The 15,399-nt window shown below is 69.1% G+C and carries 13 protein-coding genes; 5 read left to right on the top strand and 8 right to left on the bottom strand.

The genetic code is table 11. The features are described from left to right. Positions 1 to 16: 16 nt before the first annotated feature. Positions 17 to 1,327 carry a replication-associated recombination protein A gene (locus DA69_RS02480; protein ID WP_025977624.1) on the bottom strand — a complete coding sequence of 437 codons (1,311 nt, stop codon included), beginning with the start codon at positions 1,325 to 1,327 and terminating at the stop codon, positions 17 to 19. 67 nt (positions 1,328 to 1,394) lie between these two features. Between DA69_RS02480 and DA69_RS02475 the strand changes: the two genes are divergently transcribed. Next, positions 1,395 to 1,814 (top strand): VOC family protein, encoded by a 420-nt coding sequence (locus DA69_RS02475; protein WP_024353942.1) that lies wholly within the window; start codon positions 1,395 to 1,397, stop codon positions 1,812 to 1,814. 197 nt (positions 1,815 to 2,011) lie between these two features. Here DA69_RS02475 and DA69_RS02470 read toward each other — a convergent pair whose 3' ends face one another. Together DA69_RS02470 and DA69_RS02465 are read right to left on the bottom strand one after the other, a co-directional pair. Further along, a complete protein-coding gene (locus tag DA69_RS02470) occupies positions 2,012 to 3,400 on the bottom strand; it encodes a Do family serine endopeptidase (protein WP_025977625.1) in 1,389 nt (462 codons plus the stop codon). Positions 3,401 to 3,548: 148 nt separating this feature from the next. Beyond that, complete coding sequence (locus DA69_RS02465) at positions 3,549 to 4,784, bottom strand: ectonucleotide pyrophosphatase/phosphodiesterase (RefSeq protein WP_025977626.1); 1,236 nt, start codon at positions 4,782 to 4,784, stop codon at positions 3,549 to 3,551. 104 nt (positions 4,785 to 4,888) lie between these two features. On the opposite strand from DA69_RS02465, the gene DA69_RS02460 reads away from it, so the two are divergent. Together DA69_RS02460 and DA69_RS02455 are read left to right on the top strand one after the other, a co-directional pair. Continuing rightward, positions 4,889 to 5,788 carry an ABC transporter ATP-binding protein gene (locus DA69_RS02460; RefSeq protein WP_025977627.1) on the top strand — a complete coding sequence of 300 codons (900 nt, stop codon included), beginning with the start codon at positions 4,889 to 4,891 and terminating at the stop codon, positions 5,786 to 5,788. Next, positions 5,785 to 6,648 (top strand): hypothetical protein, encoded by an 864-nt coding sequence (locus tag DA69_RS02455; protein WP_025977628.1) that lies wholly within the window; start codon positions 5,785 to 5,787, stop codon positions 6,646 to 6,648. The genes DA69_RS02460 and DA69_RS02455 overlap by 4 nt, the downstream gene beginning before the upstream one ends. 117 nt (positions 6,649 to 6,765) lie before the next feature. On the opposite strand, the gene DA69_RS02450 is transcribed toward DA69_RS02455, so the two are convergent. The 3 genes from DA69_RS02450 to DA69_RS02440 are packed head-to-tail and all read right to left on the bottom strand — an operon-like array spanning position 6,766 to position 8,763. Then, positions 6,766 to 7,251 carry a GNAT family N-acetyltransferase gene (locus DA69_RS02450; protein ID WP_025977629.1) on the bottom strand — a complete coding sequence of 162 codons (486 nt, stop codon included), beginning with the start codon at positions 7,249 to 7,251 and terminating at the stop codon, positions 6,766 to 6,768. Continuing rightward, the gene (locus DA69_RS02445; RefSeq protein WP_025977630.1) at positions 7,248 to 7,805 is read right to left on the bottom strand and encodes an NADPH-dependent FMN reductase; all 558 of its coding nucleotides are present in this window, start codon (positions 7,803 to 7,805) and stop codon (positions 7,248 to 7,250) included. The genes DA69_RS02450 and DA69_RS02445 overlap by 4 nt, the downstream gene beginning before the upstream one ends. A gap of 1 nt (position 7,806) precedes the next feature. Continuing rightward, positions 7,807 to 8,763 carry a LysR substrate-binding domain-containing protein gene (locus DA69_RS02440; RefSeq protein ID WP_025977631.1) on the bottom strand — a complete coding sequence of 319 codons (957 nt, stop codon included), beginning with the start codon at positions 8,761 to 8,763 and terminating at the stop codon, positions 7,807 to 7,809. A gap of 126 nt (positions 8,764 to 8,889) precedes the next feature. Here DA69_RS02440 and DA69_RS02435 point away from each other — a divergent pair, with 126 nt between their 5' ends. Both DA69_RS02435 and DA69_RS02430 read left to right on the top strand, forming a co-directional pair. Next, positions 8,890 to 9,762 carry a pirin family protein gene (locus DA69_RS02435; RefSeq protein WP_025977632.1) on the top strand — a complete coding sequence of 291 codons (873 nt, stop codon included), beginning with the start codon at positions 8,890 to 8,892 and terminating at the stop codon, positions 9,760 to 9,762. A gap of 61 nt (positions 9,763 to 9,823) precedes the next feature. After that, positions 9,824 to 10,720: a pirin family protein gene (locus DA69_RS02430; RefSeq protein WP_025977633.1), complete on the top strand. Its 897-nt coding sequence runs from the start codon at positions 9,824 to 9,826 to the stop codon at positions 10,718 to 10,720. 17 nt (positions 10,721 to 10,737) lie between these two features. Here the strand turns inward: DA69_RS02430 and DA69_RS02425 are convergent, their stop codons facing one another. Together DA69_RS02425 and DA69_RS02420 are read right to left on the bottom strand one after the other, a co-directional pair. Then, positions 10,738 to 11,508, bottom strand: coding sequence for a 2,3-dihydro-2,3-dihydroxybenzoate dehydrogenase (locus tag DA69_RS02425; protein ID WP_025977634.1), 771 nt, complete (start codon positions 11,506 to 11,508; stop codon positions 10,738 to 10,740). Then, entirely contained in the window at positions 11,505 to 15,395 is a 3,891-nt protein-coding gene (locus DA69_RS02420) for a non-ribosomal peptide synthetase (protein WP_025977635.1), read from the bottom strand. The genes DA69_RS02425 and DA69_RS02420 overlap by 4 nt, the downstream gene beginning before the upstream one ends. Positions 15,396 to 15,399: the final 4 nt, after the last annotated feature.

Here is a 15,399-nt window from a genome sequence, read left to right as displayed (position 1 = left end):
GCTAAAGCGGCAAGGCCTATGTCTTATCCGCCTGCATCCGCGCCCGCATCGCCGCCCAGCGTTCCAGGCGCGCCTTGACCTTCTCTTCGTGCCCCTCGCCCTTGGGTTTGTAGAAGGTGCGGCGCTCCATTTCGTCGGGGAAGAAGTCGGCGCCCGAGAAGCCCTCGGGCGTGTCGGGGTCGTATTGGTAGCCCTTGCCGTAGCCCAGCGACTTCATCAGCTTGGTCGGGGCGTTGCGGATATGCGCCGGAGGCATCAGAGAGCCGGTCTCGTGGGCCGCCTTCTTCGCCGCTTTGAAGGCTTCGTAGACGCCAACCGACTTGGGCGCGGTGGCCAGATGGACCACCGCCTGCGCCAGGGCCAGCTCGCCCTCGGGGCTGCCGAGAAAATCGTAGGTGTCCTTGGCCGCATTGGCGACCAGAATGGACAGGGGGTCGGCCTGACCGATGTCCTCGACCGCCATGCGCACGATGCGCCGCGCCAGATACAGCGGGTCCTCGCCCCCGTTCAGCATTCGCGCCAGCCAGTAGAGCGCCGCGTCCGGGTCCGAGCCGCGCACCGACTTATGCAGGGCCGAGATGAGGTTGTAGTGCTCCTCGCGCGACTTGTCATAGGCGGGGGCGCGCTTCTGCAGCACGCCCGCCAGGGCCTGCACGTCCAGCGGCTGCACGTCTGTCAGATCGAACAGCACCTCGGACATGGTCAGCAGGTAGCGGCCGTCGCCGTCCGCCAGGGCCAGCATGGCCTGCCGCGCTTCCGGCGTCAGCGGCAGAGGCTTGCCCATCAGCGCCTCGGCCCGGTCCAGCAGCCGGTCCAGAGAGGCGTCGTCCAGCCGCTTCAGCACATAGACATGGCTGCGCGACAGCAGGGCGCCGTTCAACTCGAAGCTGGGGTTCTCCGTCGTAGCGCCGACCAGGGTGACGATCCCCTCCTCCACGAAGGGCAGGAAGCCGTCCTGCTGGGCGCGGTTGAAGCGGTGGATCTCGTCGACGAACAGCAGGGTCTGCTGCCCCGCCGCTCGGCGCATCCGCGCCGCCTCGAACGCCTTCTTCAGGTCGGCCACGCCCGAGAAGACGGCGCTAATGGATTGATATTCATAGCCCGCCGCTTTGGCCAGCAGGCGGGCGATGGTGGTCTTGCCCGTCCCCGGCGGCCCCCACAGGATCATGGAGCCGAGGCGCCCGGCCTCGATCATGCGGCGGATGGGGCCGCCCTCGCCCAGCAGGTGATCCTGGCCCACCACCTGGTCCAGCGCCTGCGGGCGCAGACGGTCGGCGAGCGGCGCGTCGGGAGGATGAATGCCGGAGGCTTCGAACAAATCAGTCATGGAACGCTCTAGATAGGCGTTCGTTCGGGCGACTGCACCCGCTACAACGCCTCCAAGGAGGAATCGCATGACAGAACCCAAGCCCGATCAGGGACCGCGCGGCGGGGTGACGCCCCATCTGACCATTCCCTCGCGCGGCGCGGCCGCAGCGATCGAATTCTACGCCCGCGCCTTCGGAGCCGAGGAAGTCATGCGGATGCCCGCCGAGGACGGCGAGCGCCTAATGCACGCCCATCTGCGCATCAACGGCGGCAGCCTCATGCTGGCCGACGAATTCCCCGAATGGACCGGCGAGGCCGACATCAAGCCAGTCGGCGTCAGCCTGCACCTTCAGGTCGACGACGCCGATGAATGGTGGGGCCGCGCCCTGGTCAACGGAGCCATCCCGGTCATGCCGCTGGAGGACCAGTTCTGGGGCGACCGCTATGGTCAGGTCCGCGATCCGTTCGGCCACCTGTGGAGCATCGGCGGGCCGGTGAAGGGGTAAGACCCCGCTGCCGTAAGCCATAGAAACGCAACCCTCTCCCTCCCCTTCATGGGGAGGGTGGCTGAGGCGAAGCCGAAGCCGGGTGGGGGCGGCGAGGCTATTCAAGCGCCGCACTCGGATCACCTGGCCCTCCCCACCCGGTCGCTGCGCGACCACCCTCCCCGAGACGGGGAGGGAGAAACGCGTGGCCTGTTTTCCTACGGCAGGCGCCCCGTCAGGCGGCGGCCGCCGCGTACGATCACCAGCTCCGAGCCCCGCTGCGCCCGGCCCAGGGCGGCGACCGTCGTGACGGCGCGGCCGTCGATCTGCACCACCAGGTCATTGGGACGCAGGCCGATGCGGGCCGGGATGCTGTTGCGCTGCAGGCCCGTCACCACCACGCCGCTGGTGAAGGGATCGCCGCCCAGACGGTCCGCCAGCGCCGGGTTGAGCGCCACGCCCTGAAGACCCGCCAGAGCCCCCTGCCCCACGACCGTTCCCTGCCCCGGATCGGCATCGCCCGGCAGAGTCGAGACGCGGGCGTTCAGCGTCTGGGTCCGACCGTCGCGCAGCACGGTGACGGCGACCGTCGAGTTCGGCGACTTGGTGCCGACGCGGAAGTTCAGGCCGCCCTGATCATTGACCTCGGCGCCGTCGATGGCGGTGATCACGTCGCCCTGCTGGATGCCTGCGCGCGCGCCCGGGCCGCCGGGGTAAACGTCGGTGACCATCAATCCTTGCGGTCGCTCAAGGCCCAGGCTGCGGGCGATGTCGGCGCTGACGGTGTCGCCCTTGACGCCCAGCCAGGCGCGCTCGACCGCCTTGGCCCCGCCGACCGCCGAGTCCACCACCCGCTTGACCATGGCCGCAGGGACGGCGAAGCCGACGCCGCTGGACGAGCCCGAGCGCGAGAAGATCGCCGTATTGATGCCGATCAGTTCGCCGTCCATGTCCACCAGGGCGCCGCCCGAGTTGCCCGGATTGATCGGCGCGTCGGTCTGGATGAAGGAGCCGGAATCGCTGATGCCCGTCTCGGTCCGGTTCAAGGCCGAGATGATGCCGTTGGTCACAGTCTGGCCGACGCCGAACGGGTTGCCGATGGCCAGCACCAGATCGCCGACCTGCTGCTGTTCCTGATCGTCGATGCGCAGGACCGGCAGGTCGCCGTCCAGGTTTTCCAGTTGCAGTACGGCGATGTCGGACCGCTCGTCCGCCAGCAGCACCTTGGCCGGATATTCGCGCCGGTCATTTAGAGTGACGCGGATCTGCTGCATGTTCTGGATGACGTGGTTGTTGGTCACCACGATCCCGTCGGGGCGCACAATCACGCCCGAACCGATGGAGCCGGTGACGCGCGACTGCGGCCCGCCGCCGAACAGTTCGAAAAAGGGATCACGCACCTGCTGGATGCCGCGCGCCGAGATATTCACCACGGCGGGGGCGGCCTCGCGCACCACGGGGGCGAAGCTGGTCTTCAGCGCCCCGGCGTCGCGCGGGGCGACGCGGGGCTGTTCGGCGAAGACGCCTTCCTGCGCCTTGGTGGGCTGCGGCTGGCCGCAGGCGGACAGGATCAGGGCGGCGGCGATGGCCAGTCTGGAAGTTCTCATCTCGTCCCGATTTTTATCAAGCTTGGGCGTTTCGTTCATTCCGCCTCGGCTTTTCGACAGGATCAAGGCCCTCGTTCGCTCAAAGGCGCGGCGGCGATCAAACGGACGTGACCCCGTCCCGTTCCGCCGCGTGCCGAGAGATCGCCGATCAGCGCACCGTGACTGGCAGGGTGTCGTTCGGATCGCCGTCGCCGCGCGGCGCGGTCACGCCCAGCAGGCGCGCCAGGAAGGGCTGGACGTCGACGCTGTCCAGGTTCTGCAACCGCCGCCCCGCGATCACGCCGGGACCGTGGGCGATGAAGACAGCCTGCATCTCGGGCGCGGCGTTATCATACCCGTGGGCGCCGCCGGGCTTGCTCACCGGCCGCGCCTTGGTCGCCAGCAGCCAGCCGGGCTCAGACGCGCAGACGATAGCCGAGACGCGCGGGTTGGAGCCAAGGACGAAGCGCGCCGGAATCTCGTTCTTGCGCCAGCAGTCCAGATGCGGGCGCGAGCCCAGCAGGGCCTGCTCCACCTCGGCCTCGCGGCCCGCCACGGGGTTCAGGAAGGCGACCGCGCCCGAATAGACGATCTGCACCGCCTCGGGATCGATAATGTCGTCCAGCACGGTGACGCGGTCGGGCGAAGTCGCCGCCATGCCGTGGTCCGACACCACCACCACCATGGTGTTGTCATACAGGCCCCGAGCCTTCAGCCCCTCGACCAGACGCCCGACGGAGGCGTCGACCGAACGCAACGCTTCCAACGTCTGCGGCGCGTCGGGGCCGTGATTGTGGCCCATGGTGTCGACGATATCGAAATAGAGGGTGGTCAGCGCCGGGCGCTGGGCGGCGGGCAGGTCCATCCAGGCCAGCACCTGATCAACGCGGGCGTCGCCCGGCATCGACTGGTCGAAAGGCGTCCAATAGGTGGGACGCACGCCGCGAATGTCGGCCTCGGAGCCCGGCCAGAACATGGTGGCCGTCTTCACGCCCTGCCGCTCGGCCGAGACCCAGATCGGCTCGCCCTGATCCCACCAGCGGCGATCGGTGACCGCCTGCTTGTTGCCAAGCGAGAACCGGCCCAGTTCAGCGTCGACCATATTGTTGCCGACGATGCCGTGGTGATCGGGATGCAGGCCGGTGACGAGCGTATAGTGATTGGGAAAGGTCACGCTGGGGAAGGACGGCTTCATCGGCCCCGACGCCCCGTCGGCCGCCAGTTGCGCCAGCACCGGCGTCGCCCCGCGTTCCAGATAGTCCGCACGGAAGCCGTCGATGGAGATCATGATGACGTTCGGCGCCTGAGCCGTTTCGACCGGCGCGACGGGCGGCGTGGCGGCGCAGGCGGCGACGGCCAGCGTCAGGACGGCGGCGCGCGCCAGCCCGAACAGACGATCAAACATGAGGAACTCCGACAAACCGACTTTCGCGAACATTGCCTAAGCTTAATCCGCGACAGACAGAAGACGGCTTGCCGGTTTTTCAACCGCGGGCCACGTTCCCCTTCATGACCAGCGTTATCGAAACGAACGGCCTGACCAAGACCTATGGCGCGGTGCGCGCCCTTGACGGCCTCAGTCTCAGCATACCGCGCGGCGGGGTCTATGGGGTGCTGGGGCCCAACGGCGCGGGCAAGTCGACCCTGTTCCGCATCCTGCTGGGCCTGATCCGGCCCACGGCCGGCGAGGTGCGGGTGATGGGCCAGCACGCCGGCGATCCGGCCGTGACCCGGCGCATGGGCTCGATGATCGAGACGCCGCGCTATCCGCCCTATCTAACCGCGCGTCAGGCGCTGCGCTGGCTGGCGCTGGCGCACGGCATGGGCGCTGACGCTGAGACCGACCGCTGGCTGGATCGGGTCGGCCTGGCCGAGGCGGCCGACCGCAAGGTGCGCGGCTTCTCGGTCGGGATGATGCAACGGCTCGGCGTCGCCGCCGCCCTGATGACCCGGCCCGATCTGGTCATCCTGGATGAACCGACCAGCGGCATGGATCCCCCCGGCATTCAGGAGATGCGCGCCTTGATCCGCAGCCTGGCCGACGACGACGGCGTCACCGTCGTTCTGGCCAGCCACCAGCTGCTGGAGGTCCAGCGCGTGTGCGACCGCGTCGCCATTCTGAACCGGGGCAAGCTGGCGGCCGAGGGCAAGGTCAGCGACCTGACCGCCTCGGGCGAGCGCCTGCGCCTGTCCGCCACGCCGCTGGCCAAGGTCATGGCCGTGCTGGGCGAGCGGGGCAGCGTTCAGGACGACGCCGTCATGGCCGCCATTTCCCGCGCCGAGGCCCCTGCCCTGCTGCGCGCCCTGATCGAACAGGGCGTGGACATCGACGAGGCCCGCTGGGTCGGCGCCGATCTGGAAAGCGTCTTCATGACCGAAACCTCTTCCGCCGCAGGAGGCCGCCCATGATGCTGGCTGACGCCATCCGCGCCGAAACCTGGCGCCTGCTGCAGAACCGCACGGCGGTGTTCTGGAGCGTCGTGTTCGTGCCCCTGATCTCGCTGGGGCTGGCGACCGCAAGCTTCCTGTTCATTCGGTCCAAGATGGACGGGGCGATGCAGACCCTGCCGGTCGAACTGAAACTGACCGCCAGCGCCGTCGATCTGGGCCAGTCGCTGGTCGATGCGGCCGGCGGGCTGGCCAATCCGGGCGTGCTGGCCTTCCTGTTGATCGGCGCGGCCACCGTCTTCGCCGGCGACTACCGCTGGGAGACCTGGCGGTTGATCACGGCGCGCAACACCCGGCCGAACCTGATCATGGGCAAGGTGGGCGCGGTCAAGCTGATGACCCTGGCCGGGTTGATCCTGCTATTGATCGCCGGCCTGGGCGCCGATGTCGCCAAGGGCGTGATCTTCGGACGCAGCTTCACCTTCGGCTTCGGCGGCGAACAGGCGCAGGCGTTCGGCCTGCTGGCGCTTCTGTCCTATGTGCGGGTGGTGCAGTTCCTGCTGCTCAGCCTGCTGGCGGCGACAGTGACGCGGTCCCTGCTGGCGGCGCTGTTCGTGCCCCTGGTCATCGGCGTCGGCCAGTTCTTCCTGGCCAAGCTGAGCCCGCTGTTCGGCTGGCAGATGGGCGACTGGGCGACGATGCTGCTGTTGCCCGGCGACGCCTATGAAGTGCTGAAGCTTCTGATCAAGGGCGGCATGGAGGCCGCCCTAGTCCCCGCAGGCGCCGCCTGGCGCGCCATCGCGGGACTAGCGCTATGGAGTTTCGGCCCCTTCCTTCTGGCCCTGGCGTGGTTCCAGCGGCAGGACCTGTCGAAGGAGTAGAATCTTTCCTCCCCACTGCGTGGGGAGGGGGACCGCGTAGCGGTGGAGGGGCTTAGAGCTACGGAACCAAGCGGCCCCTCCGTCTCGGCGGCTAGGCCGCCGATCCACCTCCCCATGTCATGGGGAGGAGAAACCCAGCGTCTTCTCCATGAAGACGTCGGCCCGAACATAGGGCGTGTCGCGCGGCGGCAGGCGGACAAAGCCGAAGCTGTCATAAAGCGCCAGCGCCGGGCCGAGCGTCGAACTGGTCTCCAGATAGAGACGATGCGCGCCCGCCTCGCGGGCCGCCGCCTCGCAGGCGTCCAGCAGCCGGCGCGACAGCCCCTGACCGCGCGCGAACGGCGCAATAGTCATCTTGGCGACCTCATAGCCGCCGTCGTCCATCGCCATCAGGGCGCAGCAGCCGACGGCCTGACCCGCCTGCTCGACGAAGAAGATGCGGCCGCCCGGCGTCAGGATCTGCCCCTCGGGGTCGCCCAGCACCTTGCGGTCCTTGGCTTCGATGGCGAAGCCGCCCTCGGCCAGCCAGGCTTCGTTCAGGGTCCGCCAGGCGTCGCGATGCTCCGGCCGATAGGCGACGATGGCGAAGGCTTCCCCGCTCATGCCGACAGCCCCCGGCAGTGATCAGCGAAACCGGCGACGAAGGCGGTCAGGCGACGGCGCGTATCTGCGTCGATCAGGCGCCCCTCGGCGTCGAAGGCGTCGCCCGCGCGTGTGACCATCACCCTTGCCCCGAACCAGGGCGCCGCGCCCAGGGTGCGCAGCACCGGCAGCCAGGCCGCCTGGCTCATCAGCGTCCCGAACGGTCCGGGCGAGGCGCCCAGCACCGCCACCGGCCGCCCGCCGAACACCCGTGCGATGTCTGAACTGGGCCGGCTCAGCCAGTCGATGGCGTTCTTGAACGGGCCGGGGATGGAGTTGTTGTATTCGGGCGTGAACAGCATCAGTCCGTCGCTGTCGGCGATCAGATCCTTCAGCGCGACCACGGCGTCGGGCAGACCCTGCTCAGCCTCCAGGTCGCCGTCATAAAGAGGGATGCCGTGAATGGTCGCGGCGATCAGCTCCACGTCCGGCGGGGCCGTCTCCTGCGCCGCGCGCAAAAGGGCGCTGTTGTAGGAGGCCGCCCTCAGGCTGCCCGACAGTCCGACCAGGCGCATTTCAGTCCTTCGTCTTCGCTAGCGCCGCCATATCAGGCGACGACAGCCTTTCGCCGTGAATTTGCTGCTCGGCGCAACCCTCGACCAGAAAATCCAGCAGCATGCGCACCGAAGGCAGCAGCCCACGCCGGGACGGGAAGACCGCGTGGACGATCCACTTCTTGGGCCGCCAGTCCGGCAGCAGGTCGATCAGCCGCCCCGCCTCAAGGTCGCGCATCACCGCCACGCTGGGCAGCAGGGCCACGCCCAGGCCGTTCAGAGCGCCTTCGTGCAGCATGTGCAGGTCGTCGGTGACAAGACGCGGCGCATGGCGCACCGACGCCGTCATGCCGTCCTTATGGTGCAGGGCCCATACATGATCGCGATGCGCCGGGCCGAAATCCACGCTGGGCCAGCCCGCCAGATCCGCCGGGCCGGTCGGCGCTCCCATGCGGGCGATCAGGTCCGGACTGGCGACCAGGCGATGCACGCTCTCGTCCAGTTTGCGCATGACCAGATCAGTCTGCTCCAGCGGCGGCTCGCGAACGCGGATGGCCAGGTCGAACCCCTCGCCGATGACGTCCACCCGGCGGCTGGTGCTGTGAAGCTGCACCTCTAGCTCGGGATACAGGGCCATGAAGCGCACGATCAGCCCGCTCATCTGATAGGTCAGCAGGCCGGGCGCGCAGGCGACGCGGATCGTGCCGCACGGCTCGGACCGGGCGCCGTCGATCAGGGCCTGAGCGGCCTCGGCTTCGACCAGCATGGCGAGGCAGTGCTGGTAATAGGCCTGACCGATCTCGGTGACGGAGAACCTGCGCGAGGACCGCTGGATCAGCCGCGTGCCCAACTGGTGTTCCAGCGCAGCGATGCGGCGGCTGAGCTTGGATTTCTGCATCCCCAGCGCCCGCGCCGCCGGGGCGAAGCCGAGGTGGTCCACCACCTGCACGAAATAATAGAGGTCGTTAAGGTCTCTCATCGTCCTATTGATAGGACGCAGCGAGGCGATTTCGCAATCTGTCCAGCCCGGCGTTCCAGCGTCATAAAGTCTCCAACGCGATCGGCCCTGCCCCCAGCGGCCGATCCAACGAATGGAGACAAGACCATGAAGAAGGTTCTGGGCCGTTACGGCAACGAACGCGGCCACTGGGTCGGCGACGGCTTCCCCGTCCGTTCGCTGTTTTCCTACAACGCGGTGGGCAAACAGGTCAGCCCCTTCCTGCTGCTCGACTACGCCGGTCCGTACAACTTCGAGCCGACGACCGAGCGGCGCGGCGTGGGCCAGCATCCGCACCGCGGCTTCGAGACCGTGACCATCGTCTATGACGGCGAGGTCGAGCACCGCGACTCGACCGGCCAGGGCGGGATCATCGGCCCCGGCGACGTCCAGTGGATGACGGCGGGCGGCGGCATCCTGCACGAGGAGTTCCATTCCCCGGCCTTCTCGCGCACCGGCGGCCCGTTCCGCATGGTCCAGCTGTGGGTCAACCTGCCCGCCAAGGACAAGATGACCCGCCCCGGCTACCAGGCGATCCTGAACGCCGACATTCCGTCTGTCGCTCTGCCTGACAATGCAGGGACCGCGCGGATCATCGCCGGCGCGATGGAGGGCTCCAAAGGCCCGGCCACCACCTTCACCCCCATCAATGTGTGGGACGTGCGGTTGAACCGGGACGCCGAGACGACGCTGGATCTGCCCGAAGGCCACACGGCCATGGTGGTGGTTCTGTCGGGCCATGTCACCGTCAACGGCGACCAGCCGGCCGGCGCCGCCGAGGCCCTGCTGCTGGACCGCCAAGGCGACAGCGTGACCCTGAGCGCCGATACGGACACGACCCTGCTGATCCTGACCGGAGAGCCGATCGACGAGCCCATCGTCGGCTATGGCCCCTTCGTGATGAACAGCGAGGACGAGATCCGCACCGCCATCACGGACTTCAACAGCGGCCGCTTCGGCGACATCCCCGCCGCAGCGTGACACACTAAGCAACAGGCGGCCCGGCCATCGCCGGGCCGCCGCCCTTTCAAGGAGGCCCCCCATGATCGAACTCGTCATCGACCAGCGCCGCAAAGACCTCGGCGGCTTTGAAGTCGGCCGCGTCCTGCCCTACGCCAAGCGCCGCATGGTCGGCCCCTTCGTCTTCTTTGACCATATGGGCCCGGTGGATATGCCTGCGGGCATTCCCAAGACGGTCGACGTCCGTCCGCACCCGCACATCGGCATCTCGACCCTGACCTATCTGTTCGACGGCGAGATCACCCACCGCGACAGCCTGGGCGTCCAGCAGGACATCCGCCCGGCCGAGGTCAACTGGATGACCGCCGGCAGCGGCGTCACCCACTCCGAACGCTTTGAGCGGGCGCGGATGGAGGGTCTGCGTCTTGAAGGCATCCAGGCCTGGGTCGCCCTGCCCAATGGTCAGGAAGAGATCGATCCCTCCTTCCAGCACGTCGTCCCCGGCGACCTGCCGACCTGGATCGAGAACGGCGTCAAAGGCCGTCTGGTCGCGGGCGAGACCATGGGCATGAAGGCGGGCGTCAGCACCTTCTCGCCCCTGCACTACCTGCACCTGGAGCTTGAGCCCGGCGCCCGGTTCCAGACCCCGACCGACCATTCCGAAAGCGCCGTCTACGTCGTTCAGGGGCTGGTCGAGATCGACGACGGCAGGCCCCTGGGCCACGGGCAGATGGCGGTGCTGTCCAAGGGATCGCCATCGGTCATCCACGCCCTGCAGCCGACCACCGTCATGGTGCTGGGCGGCGAGCCGGTGGGAGAGCGTTTCATCGAGTGGAACTTCGTTTCTTCGTCGCAGGACCGGATCGAACAGGCCAAGGCTGACTGGCGCGCCGGGCGCATGAAGCTGCCCGACATGGACGATCAGGAGTTCATCCCCCTGCCGCCCGACCGCACGCCGCCTCCCCCGCCCATGTCCTGAAACGGCTCCGCTGCAGTTCAGGCCCGCAGCGTGGCTCCGCCGTCGACATAGAGATCCGTCATGGTGATGTGGGCGGCGCGGTCGGACAGCAGGAAGACCACAGCCTCGGCGATGTCTTCGGGCGTCGCCAGCTTCTGCAGCGGGATGCCCGCCTTGAACGTCTCGGGCGAGCCGGCGATGACGCGGGCGGCGCCATCTTCATCCGCCCACATGCCCGTCTGCATCGGCGTCAGGGTCGAGCCCGGGGCGACGATGTTGCAGCGGACGCCCTTGGGCCCCAACTCCAGCCCCAGACAGCGGGTGAACATGGTCGCCGCCGCCTTGGACGCGGCATAGGCCGCCATCGCATGACGCGGCACGCCCGCAGCATTGGAGCTGACGGTGACGAAGGCCCCCTTGCCTCGCTCGCCCATCCGGCGCGAAACTTCACGGCCCAGGTGGAAAGGCCCATCCGTATTGACCGCGAAGACGCGGCGCCATTCGGCGTCCGAGGTCTGATCCACCGTCACATTGGACAGGACGCCCGCCACGCTTGCCACCAGGTCGATGGGGCCGTCCTCGCCCTCGATGCGCTCGAACAGGGCCTCGACCGCCGCGCCGTCGGATACGTCCAGCGGCTCGATGCGGACGCCCTTCAGGAAGGCCAGACCTGACAGTGCGGTGGACGGCAGGTCGGTGGCGACCACGCGCGCGCCCTCCTCGACCAGCAGGCGCACCACCGCCGCGCCGATGCCGCCGCCCGCGCCCGTGACCAGGGCCAGACGGCCGGACAGTCCGCTGTCTCTCATCGTGTCGTATCCTCTGCGGCGGTCATGCGGGCGTCCAACGCCGGGGCGATCAGGGCCGTCGCCGCCGGGCCGGTCAGTTGCGGGTGCAGGAAGGGAACCTCGACCACGTCCAGATCGGCGGCGTAGGGGCGCCATAGGCCCGGCGTCAGGTCGCGCTCCGTGTGATCCAGAGCCGCGCGGACGTGGGTGGTGCGGCCTCCGAAAGGCTTGTGATGGTGTTCGCGCACCAGCCGATTGGTGTCCATCACCACGCGGATGACCCCGTCCAGAGCCGCCTCGGGCAGGCCGCCCAGGGCGCTGTCGCCCGCCTTCAAAAAGGCGAGGATGGCCGCGCGGCTGCGCAGTTCAGGATACTGGGTCGGGTCGTAGCCGGCGATGGCCAGAAGCGCGCGCAGGGCGTCCACCGGGTCTGGCTCAGGCTCGGCGCGCCAGCACTCGGCCGGATAGGAATCCAGCATGGCCATCAGGCCGACCTTGACCCCGCGCCGCTCCAGCTCGACCGCCGCCGCCTGGGCGATGATGCCGCCGACGGACCAGCCGGCGATATGGACCGGGCCGGGCGCGCCAAGCGCCAGAATCTGATCGACATACACCGACGCCAGCGCCTCGATACCGTCCGGCAAAGCGTTATCGGGGTCCAGCGCGGGCGACTGCACGCCCCACACCGTACGGCGCGGCGACAGGGCGCGCGCCAGGGTGCGATAGCCCCACGACAGCCCCCCCGCCGGGTGGATCAGGAACAGCGGCGCCAGGGCCGGATCGCCGTCGGCCAGACGGATCAGCACGCCCAGCCCGTTGTCGAAGTCCAGCGCCTCCGCGTCGATCAGGGCGGCCAGCTCCGCCACGCGCGGTCGGTCGAACAGGGCGCCCAGCCCCGGATCGCGCCCCAACCGCTCACGGATCAGCATCATCAGATGCACCGCCAGCAGGGAGTCGCCGCCCAGGGTGAAGAAGTCGTCGTCGGCGCCCGCCGGTTCGGCCCGGCCCAGCGTCTCGGCGAACAGTTCGGCGATGACTTTCTCGGTCGGCGTCTCGGCCGGCCGGCCCGCAGCGGCCTCGAACACCGGGGCGGGCAGCGCCTTGCGGTCCAGCTTGCCGTTGGAGGTCGTCGGCAGGGCGTCCAGCGCCACGATGGCGGCCGGCACCATATAGTCAGGCAGGCGCGCAGCCAGCTTCGCCTTCAGGGCGGCGGGGTCATAGCCCTCGGCCGGGACCAGATAGGCGACCAGACGGCGCTCGCCGGGACGGTCTTCGCGCGCCAGCACCACCGTTTCGCGCGCCAGGCCGCTGGCGATGACGGCGGCTTCGATCTCGCCCAGTTCGATGCGCAGACCGCGGATCTTCACCTGATGGTCGCTGCGGCCCAGATAGACCACCGCCCCGTCGGCGCGCCGGCGCGCCACGTCGCCGGTGCGATACAGGCGCTGGCCCGGATGGTGCGGGTCGGGGATGAAGGCGGCCTCGGTCAGGTCGGGCCGGTTCAGATAGCCGCGCGCCAACTGGACGCCGCCCAGATGCAGGTGGCCGCCCATGCCGGGCGCCACGGGGCGCAGCCGCTCGTCCAGGATGACCAGCCGGGTGTTCCACACCGGCCAGCCGATCGGCATGGGGCGGGACGTATCCTCCGGCCCGGCGGCCCAATAGCTGACGTCCACCGCCGCCTCGGTCGGGCCGTAGAGGTTGTGCAGTTCGGCGCTCACCGTCTGGTGGAAACGGTCGCGCAGTTCGGCGGGCAGTTCCTCGCCGCTGCAGAAGACGTGGGCGACCGTGATCCCCTTGGCCGCCGGATCGGCCAGAAAGGCCGACAGCATGGAGGGGACGAAGTGCAGGTCGGTGACCGCATGGCGGCGGATCAGCCCGGCGATGGCGGCCGGATCGCGGTGCGCGCCGGGCGGGGCCACGACCAGTTCGCCGCCGGAAATCAGCGCCAGGAAGAACTCCCACACAGACACGTCGAAAGTGGCGGGCGTCTTCTGCAGGATGCGGGTGTGGGCGCCGATGCCGTATTCGGCCTGCATCCACAGCAGGCGGTTGACGATGGCCCGATGCTCGACCAGCACCCCCTTGGGATCCCCGGTCGACCCCGAGGTGTAGATGACATAGGCCGCGTCCTCGCCCGCGTGCGCCACGGCAGGCGCAGCCCCGTCCAGCGGCCATTTGGCGGGCGCCAGCAGGGCCTCGCCAAACGCGCCGCCGATGTCGTCATGGGCCAGGACGACGCTCGGACCGGCGGCGCGGACGATGGCGGCGATGCGCTCGGCCGGATGCTCCAGATCCAGCGGCAGATAGGCGCCGCCTGCGCGAAGGGTCGCGACGAGCGCGATCACCAGCTCCAGCGAACGCGGCAGGGCCACGGCGACGAGGCTTTCGCGCCCCACGCCGCGCGCCGCCAGCGCCGAGGCCAGCGCCGCCGTGCGGCGGTCCAGTTCGGCGTAGGTCAGGGTCTGATCGCCGAAGGTCAGCGCCGGGGCGTCCGGCGTCGCCTTCATGGCCGCCTCCAGCAGGGCGGTCAGCGTCGTGTGGGGAACCGGATGGGCGGTGGCGTTGAAGGCGTCCAGTTCGCGTGCGGCCTCTTGCGGCGTGGCGATGGGGACTTCGCCCAGCGTTTCGGCGTCCAGAGCGTTCGTCAGGAAGGCGGCCAGACGCTCTGCGTGGGCGGCAGCCTCCTCCAGCGTATAGAGGTCGGGGTTGGCGTCGACTTCCAGCGTCAGGGCCGGGGCAGCGTCACCACGGAAGGTGAAGCTGATGTCGTCGACAGGGCCGGTGCCCAGCACCTTCAGCGTGGTGTCCAGTCCCGCAAAGCGCGGCGGCAGGTCGAACGGCAGGACGTTGACCAGCGGCCCATACAGACGCCGCGCCCCGCCGATCAGGCCCAGGTCGCGCCGCAACTGCTCGCTGCGATAGCGACCGTGGCGGCGGGTCTTGATCAGGGCCTTGGAGGCGAGGACCAGCTGCTCGTCCAGCGGCGCGTCCTCGTCCAGCGTCAGGCGCAGCGGCGGGACGTTCATGATCATGGCGGGCGTGCGCGCCGAGGCGTTGCCCATCCGGCCCATCCACGGCACGCCGATCACCGCCTCTTCCGCGCCCGAGAAACGGCGAACATAGGCGGCGCCGATGGCGGTCAACACGTCGGGCCATGACAGGCGTCCGGCGTCGGCGCGGGCGCGCAGACGGGCCGTGACCTCGGGCGGCAGAGCGTGTTCGATGCGGTGGAAGCGGTGGGCGGTCGTGGCCTTGCCGGGCGCCAGGGAAGCGACCTCGGGCGCGTCGCCCATGATCTCGCGCCAGTAGGCGGCGTCGGCCGTGCGCTTGTCCGAGGCGCGATAGGCGGCGTCTTCGTCCCACACCCTGGCGATGGGGTTGAAGACCGGGCCGGGCGCCGGGCCGCCGCGCGCGGCGTTGTAGAGTTCGGCCACGCGGTTGGTCAGCAGGGCCATGCCGAAGCCGTCGGTGGCCAGGTGATGGACGCGCAGGCTCCACAGGAAGCGTTGCGGTCCCATCAGGAACAGGATGTTGGCGGCCAGCGGATCGCGCGTCGGGTCCAGCGGCGTCTCATGGTCGCGGCGCATGGCGGCCATGGCCTCGGCGACCGGGTCGGCGGCGGCGGACACGTCGACGATCTGAAGCAGAGGCCGATGGGTCGGGTCGAGGGTCTGGAACACCTCGCCGTCTCGTTCGACGAAACGCAGCGAAAGCGCCTCGGCCTCGGCGGCGGTCTGATCGACGGCGGCGCGGAAGGCCTCGACGTCCAGATCGCCCCGGATGTCGAGATAATGGGCCGTGTTGAAGATCGGGTTGGCCGGGTCCAGCCTCTGGGCGAACCACAGGCCGGATTGGGCTTCCGTCAGCGGGTGTTCCAGCACCGCCGCCATGCGTCCGTCGTCCATGATA

The sequence above is a fragment of the Brevundimonas naejangsanensis genome, from assembly GCF_000635915.2.
In the GTDB taxonomy this organism is placed as follows: domain Bacteria; phylum Pseudomonadota; class Alphaproteobacteria; order Caulobacterales; family Caulobacteraceae; genus Brevundimonas; species Brevundimonas sanguinis.
This window is presented reverse-complemented; position numbering and strand designations above follow the sequence as displayed.

Bases quoted from the DNA above. Each gene is read 5' to 3' on its own strand.
- DA69_RS02450 (WP_025977629.1), bottom strand. From the start codon at position 7,251: ATGAGCGGGGAAGCCTTCGCCATCGTCGCCTATCGGCCGGAGCATCGC.
- DA69_RS02430 (WP_025977633.1), top strand. From the start codon at position 9,824: ATGATCGAACTCGTCATCGACCAGCGCCGCAAAGACCTCGGCGGCTTT.
- DA69_RS02475 (WP_024353942.1), top strand. From the start codon at position 1,395: ATGACAGAACCCAAGCCCGATCAGGGACCGCGCGGCGGGGTGACGCCC.
- DA69_RS02435 (WP_025977632.1), top strand. From the start codon at position 8,890: ATGAAGAAGGTTCTGGGCCGTTACGGCAACGAACGCGGCCACTGGGTC.
- DA69_RS02445 (WP_025977630.1), bottom strand. From the start codon at position 7,805: ATGCGCCTGGTCGGACTGTCGGGCAGCCTGAGGGCGGCCTCCTACAAC.
- DA69_RS02425 (WP_025977634.1), bottom strand. From the start codon at position 11,508: ATGAGAGACAGCGGACTGTCCGGCCGTCTGGCCCTGGTCACGGGCGCG.
- DA69_RS02480 (WP_025977624.1), bottom strand. From the start codon at position 1,327: ATGACTGATTTGTTCGAAGCCTCCGGCATTCATCCTCCCGACGCGCCG.
- DA69_RS02420 (WP_025977635.1), bottom strand. From the start codon at position 15,395: ATGGACGACGGACGCATGGCGGCGGTGCTGGAACACCCGCTGACGGAA.
- DA69_RS02470 (WP_025977625.1), bottom strand. From the start codon at position 3,400: ATGAGAACTTCCAGACTGGCCATCGCCGCCGCCCTGATCCTGTCCGCC.
- DA69_RS02460 (WP_025977627.1), top strand. From the start codon at position 4,889: ATGACCAGCGTTATCGAAACGAACGGCCTGACCAAGACCTATGGCGCG.
- DA69_RS02455 (WP_025977628.1), top strand. From the start codon at position 5,785: ATGATGCTGGCTGACGCCATCCGCGCCGAAACCTGGCGCCTGCTGCAG.
- DA69_RS02440 (WP_025977631.1), bottom strand. From the start codon at position 8,763: ATGAGAGACCTTAACGACCTCTATTATTTCGTGCAGGTGGTGGACCAC.
- DA69_RS02465 (WP_025977626.1), bottom strand. From the start codon at position 4,784: ATGTTTGATCGTCTGTTCGGGCTGGCGCGCGCCGCCGTCCTGACGCTG.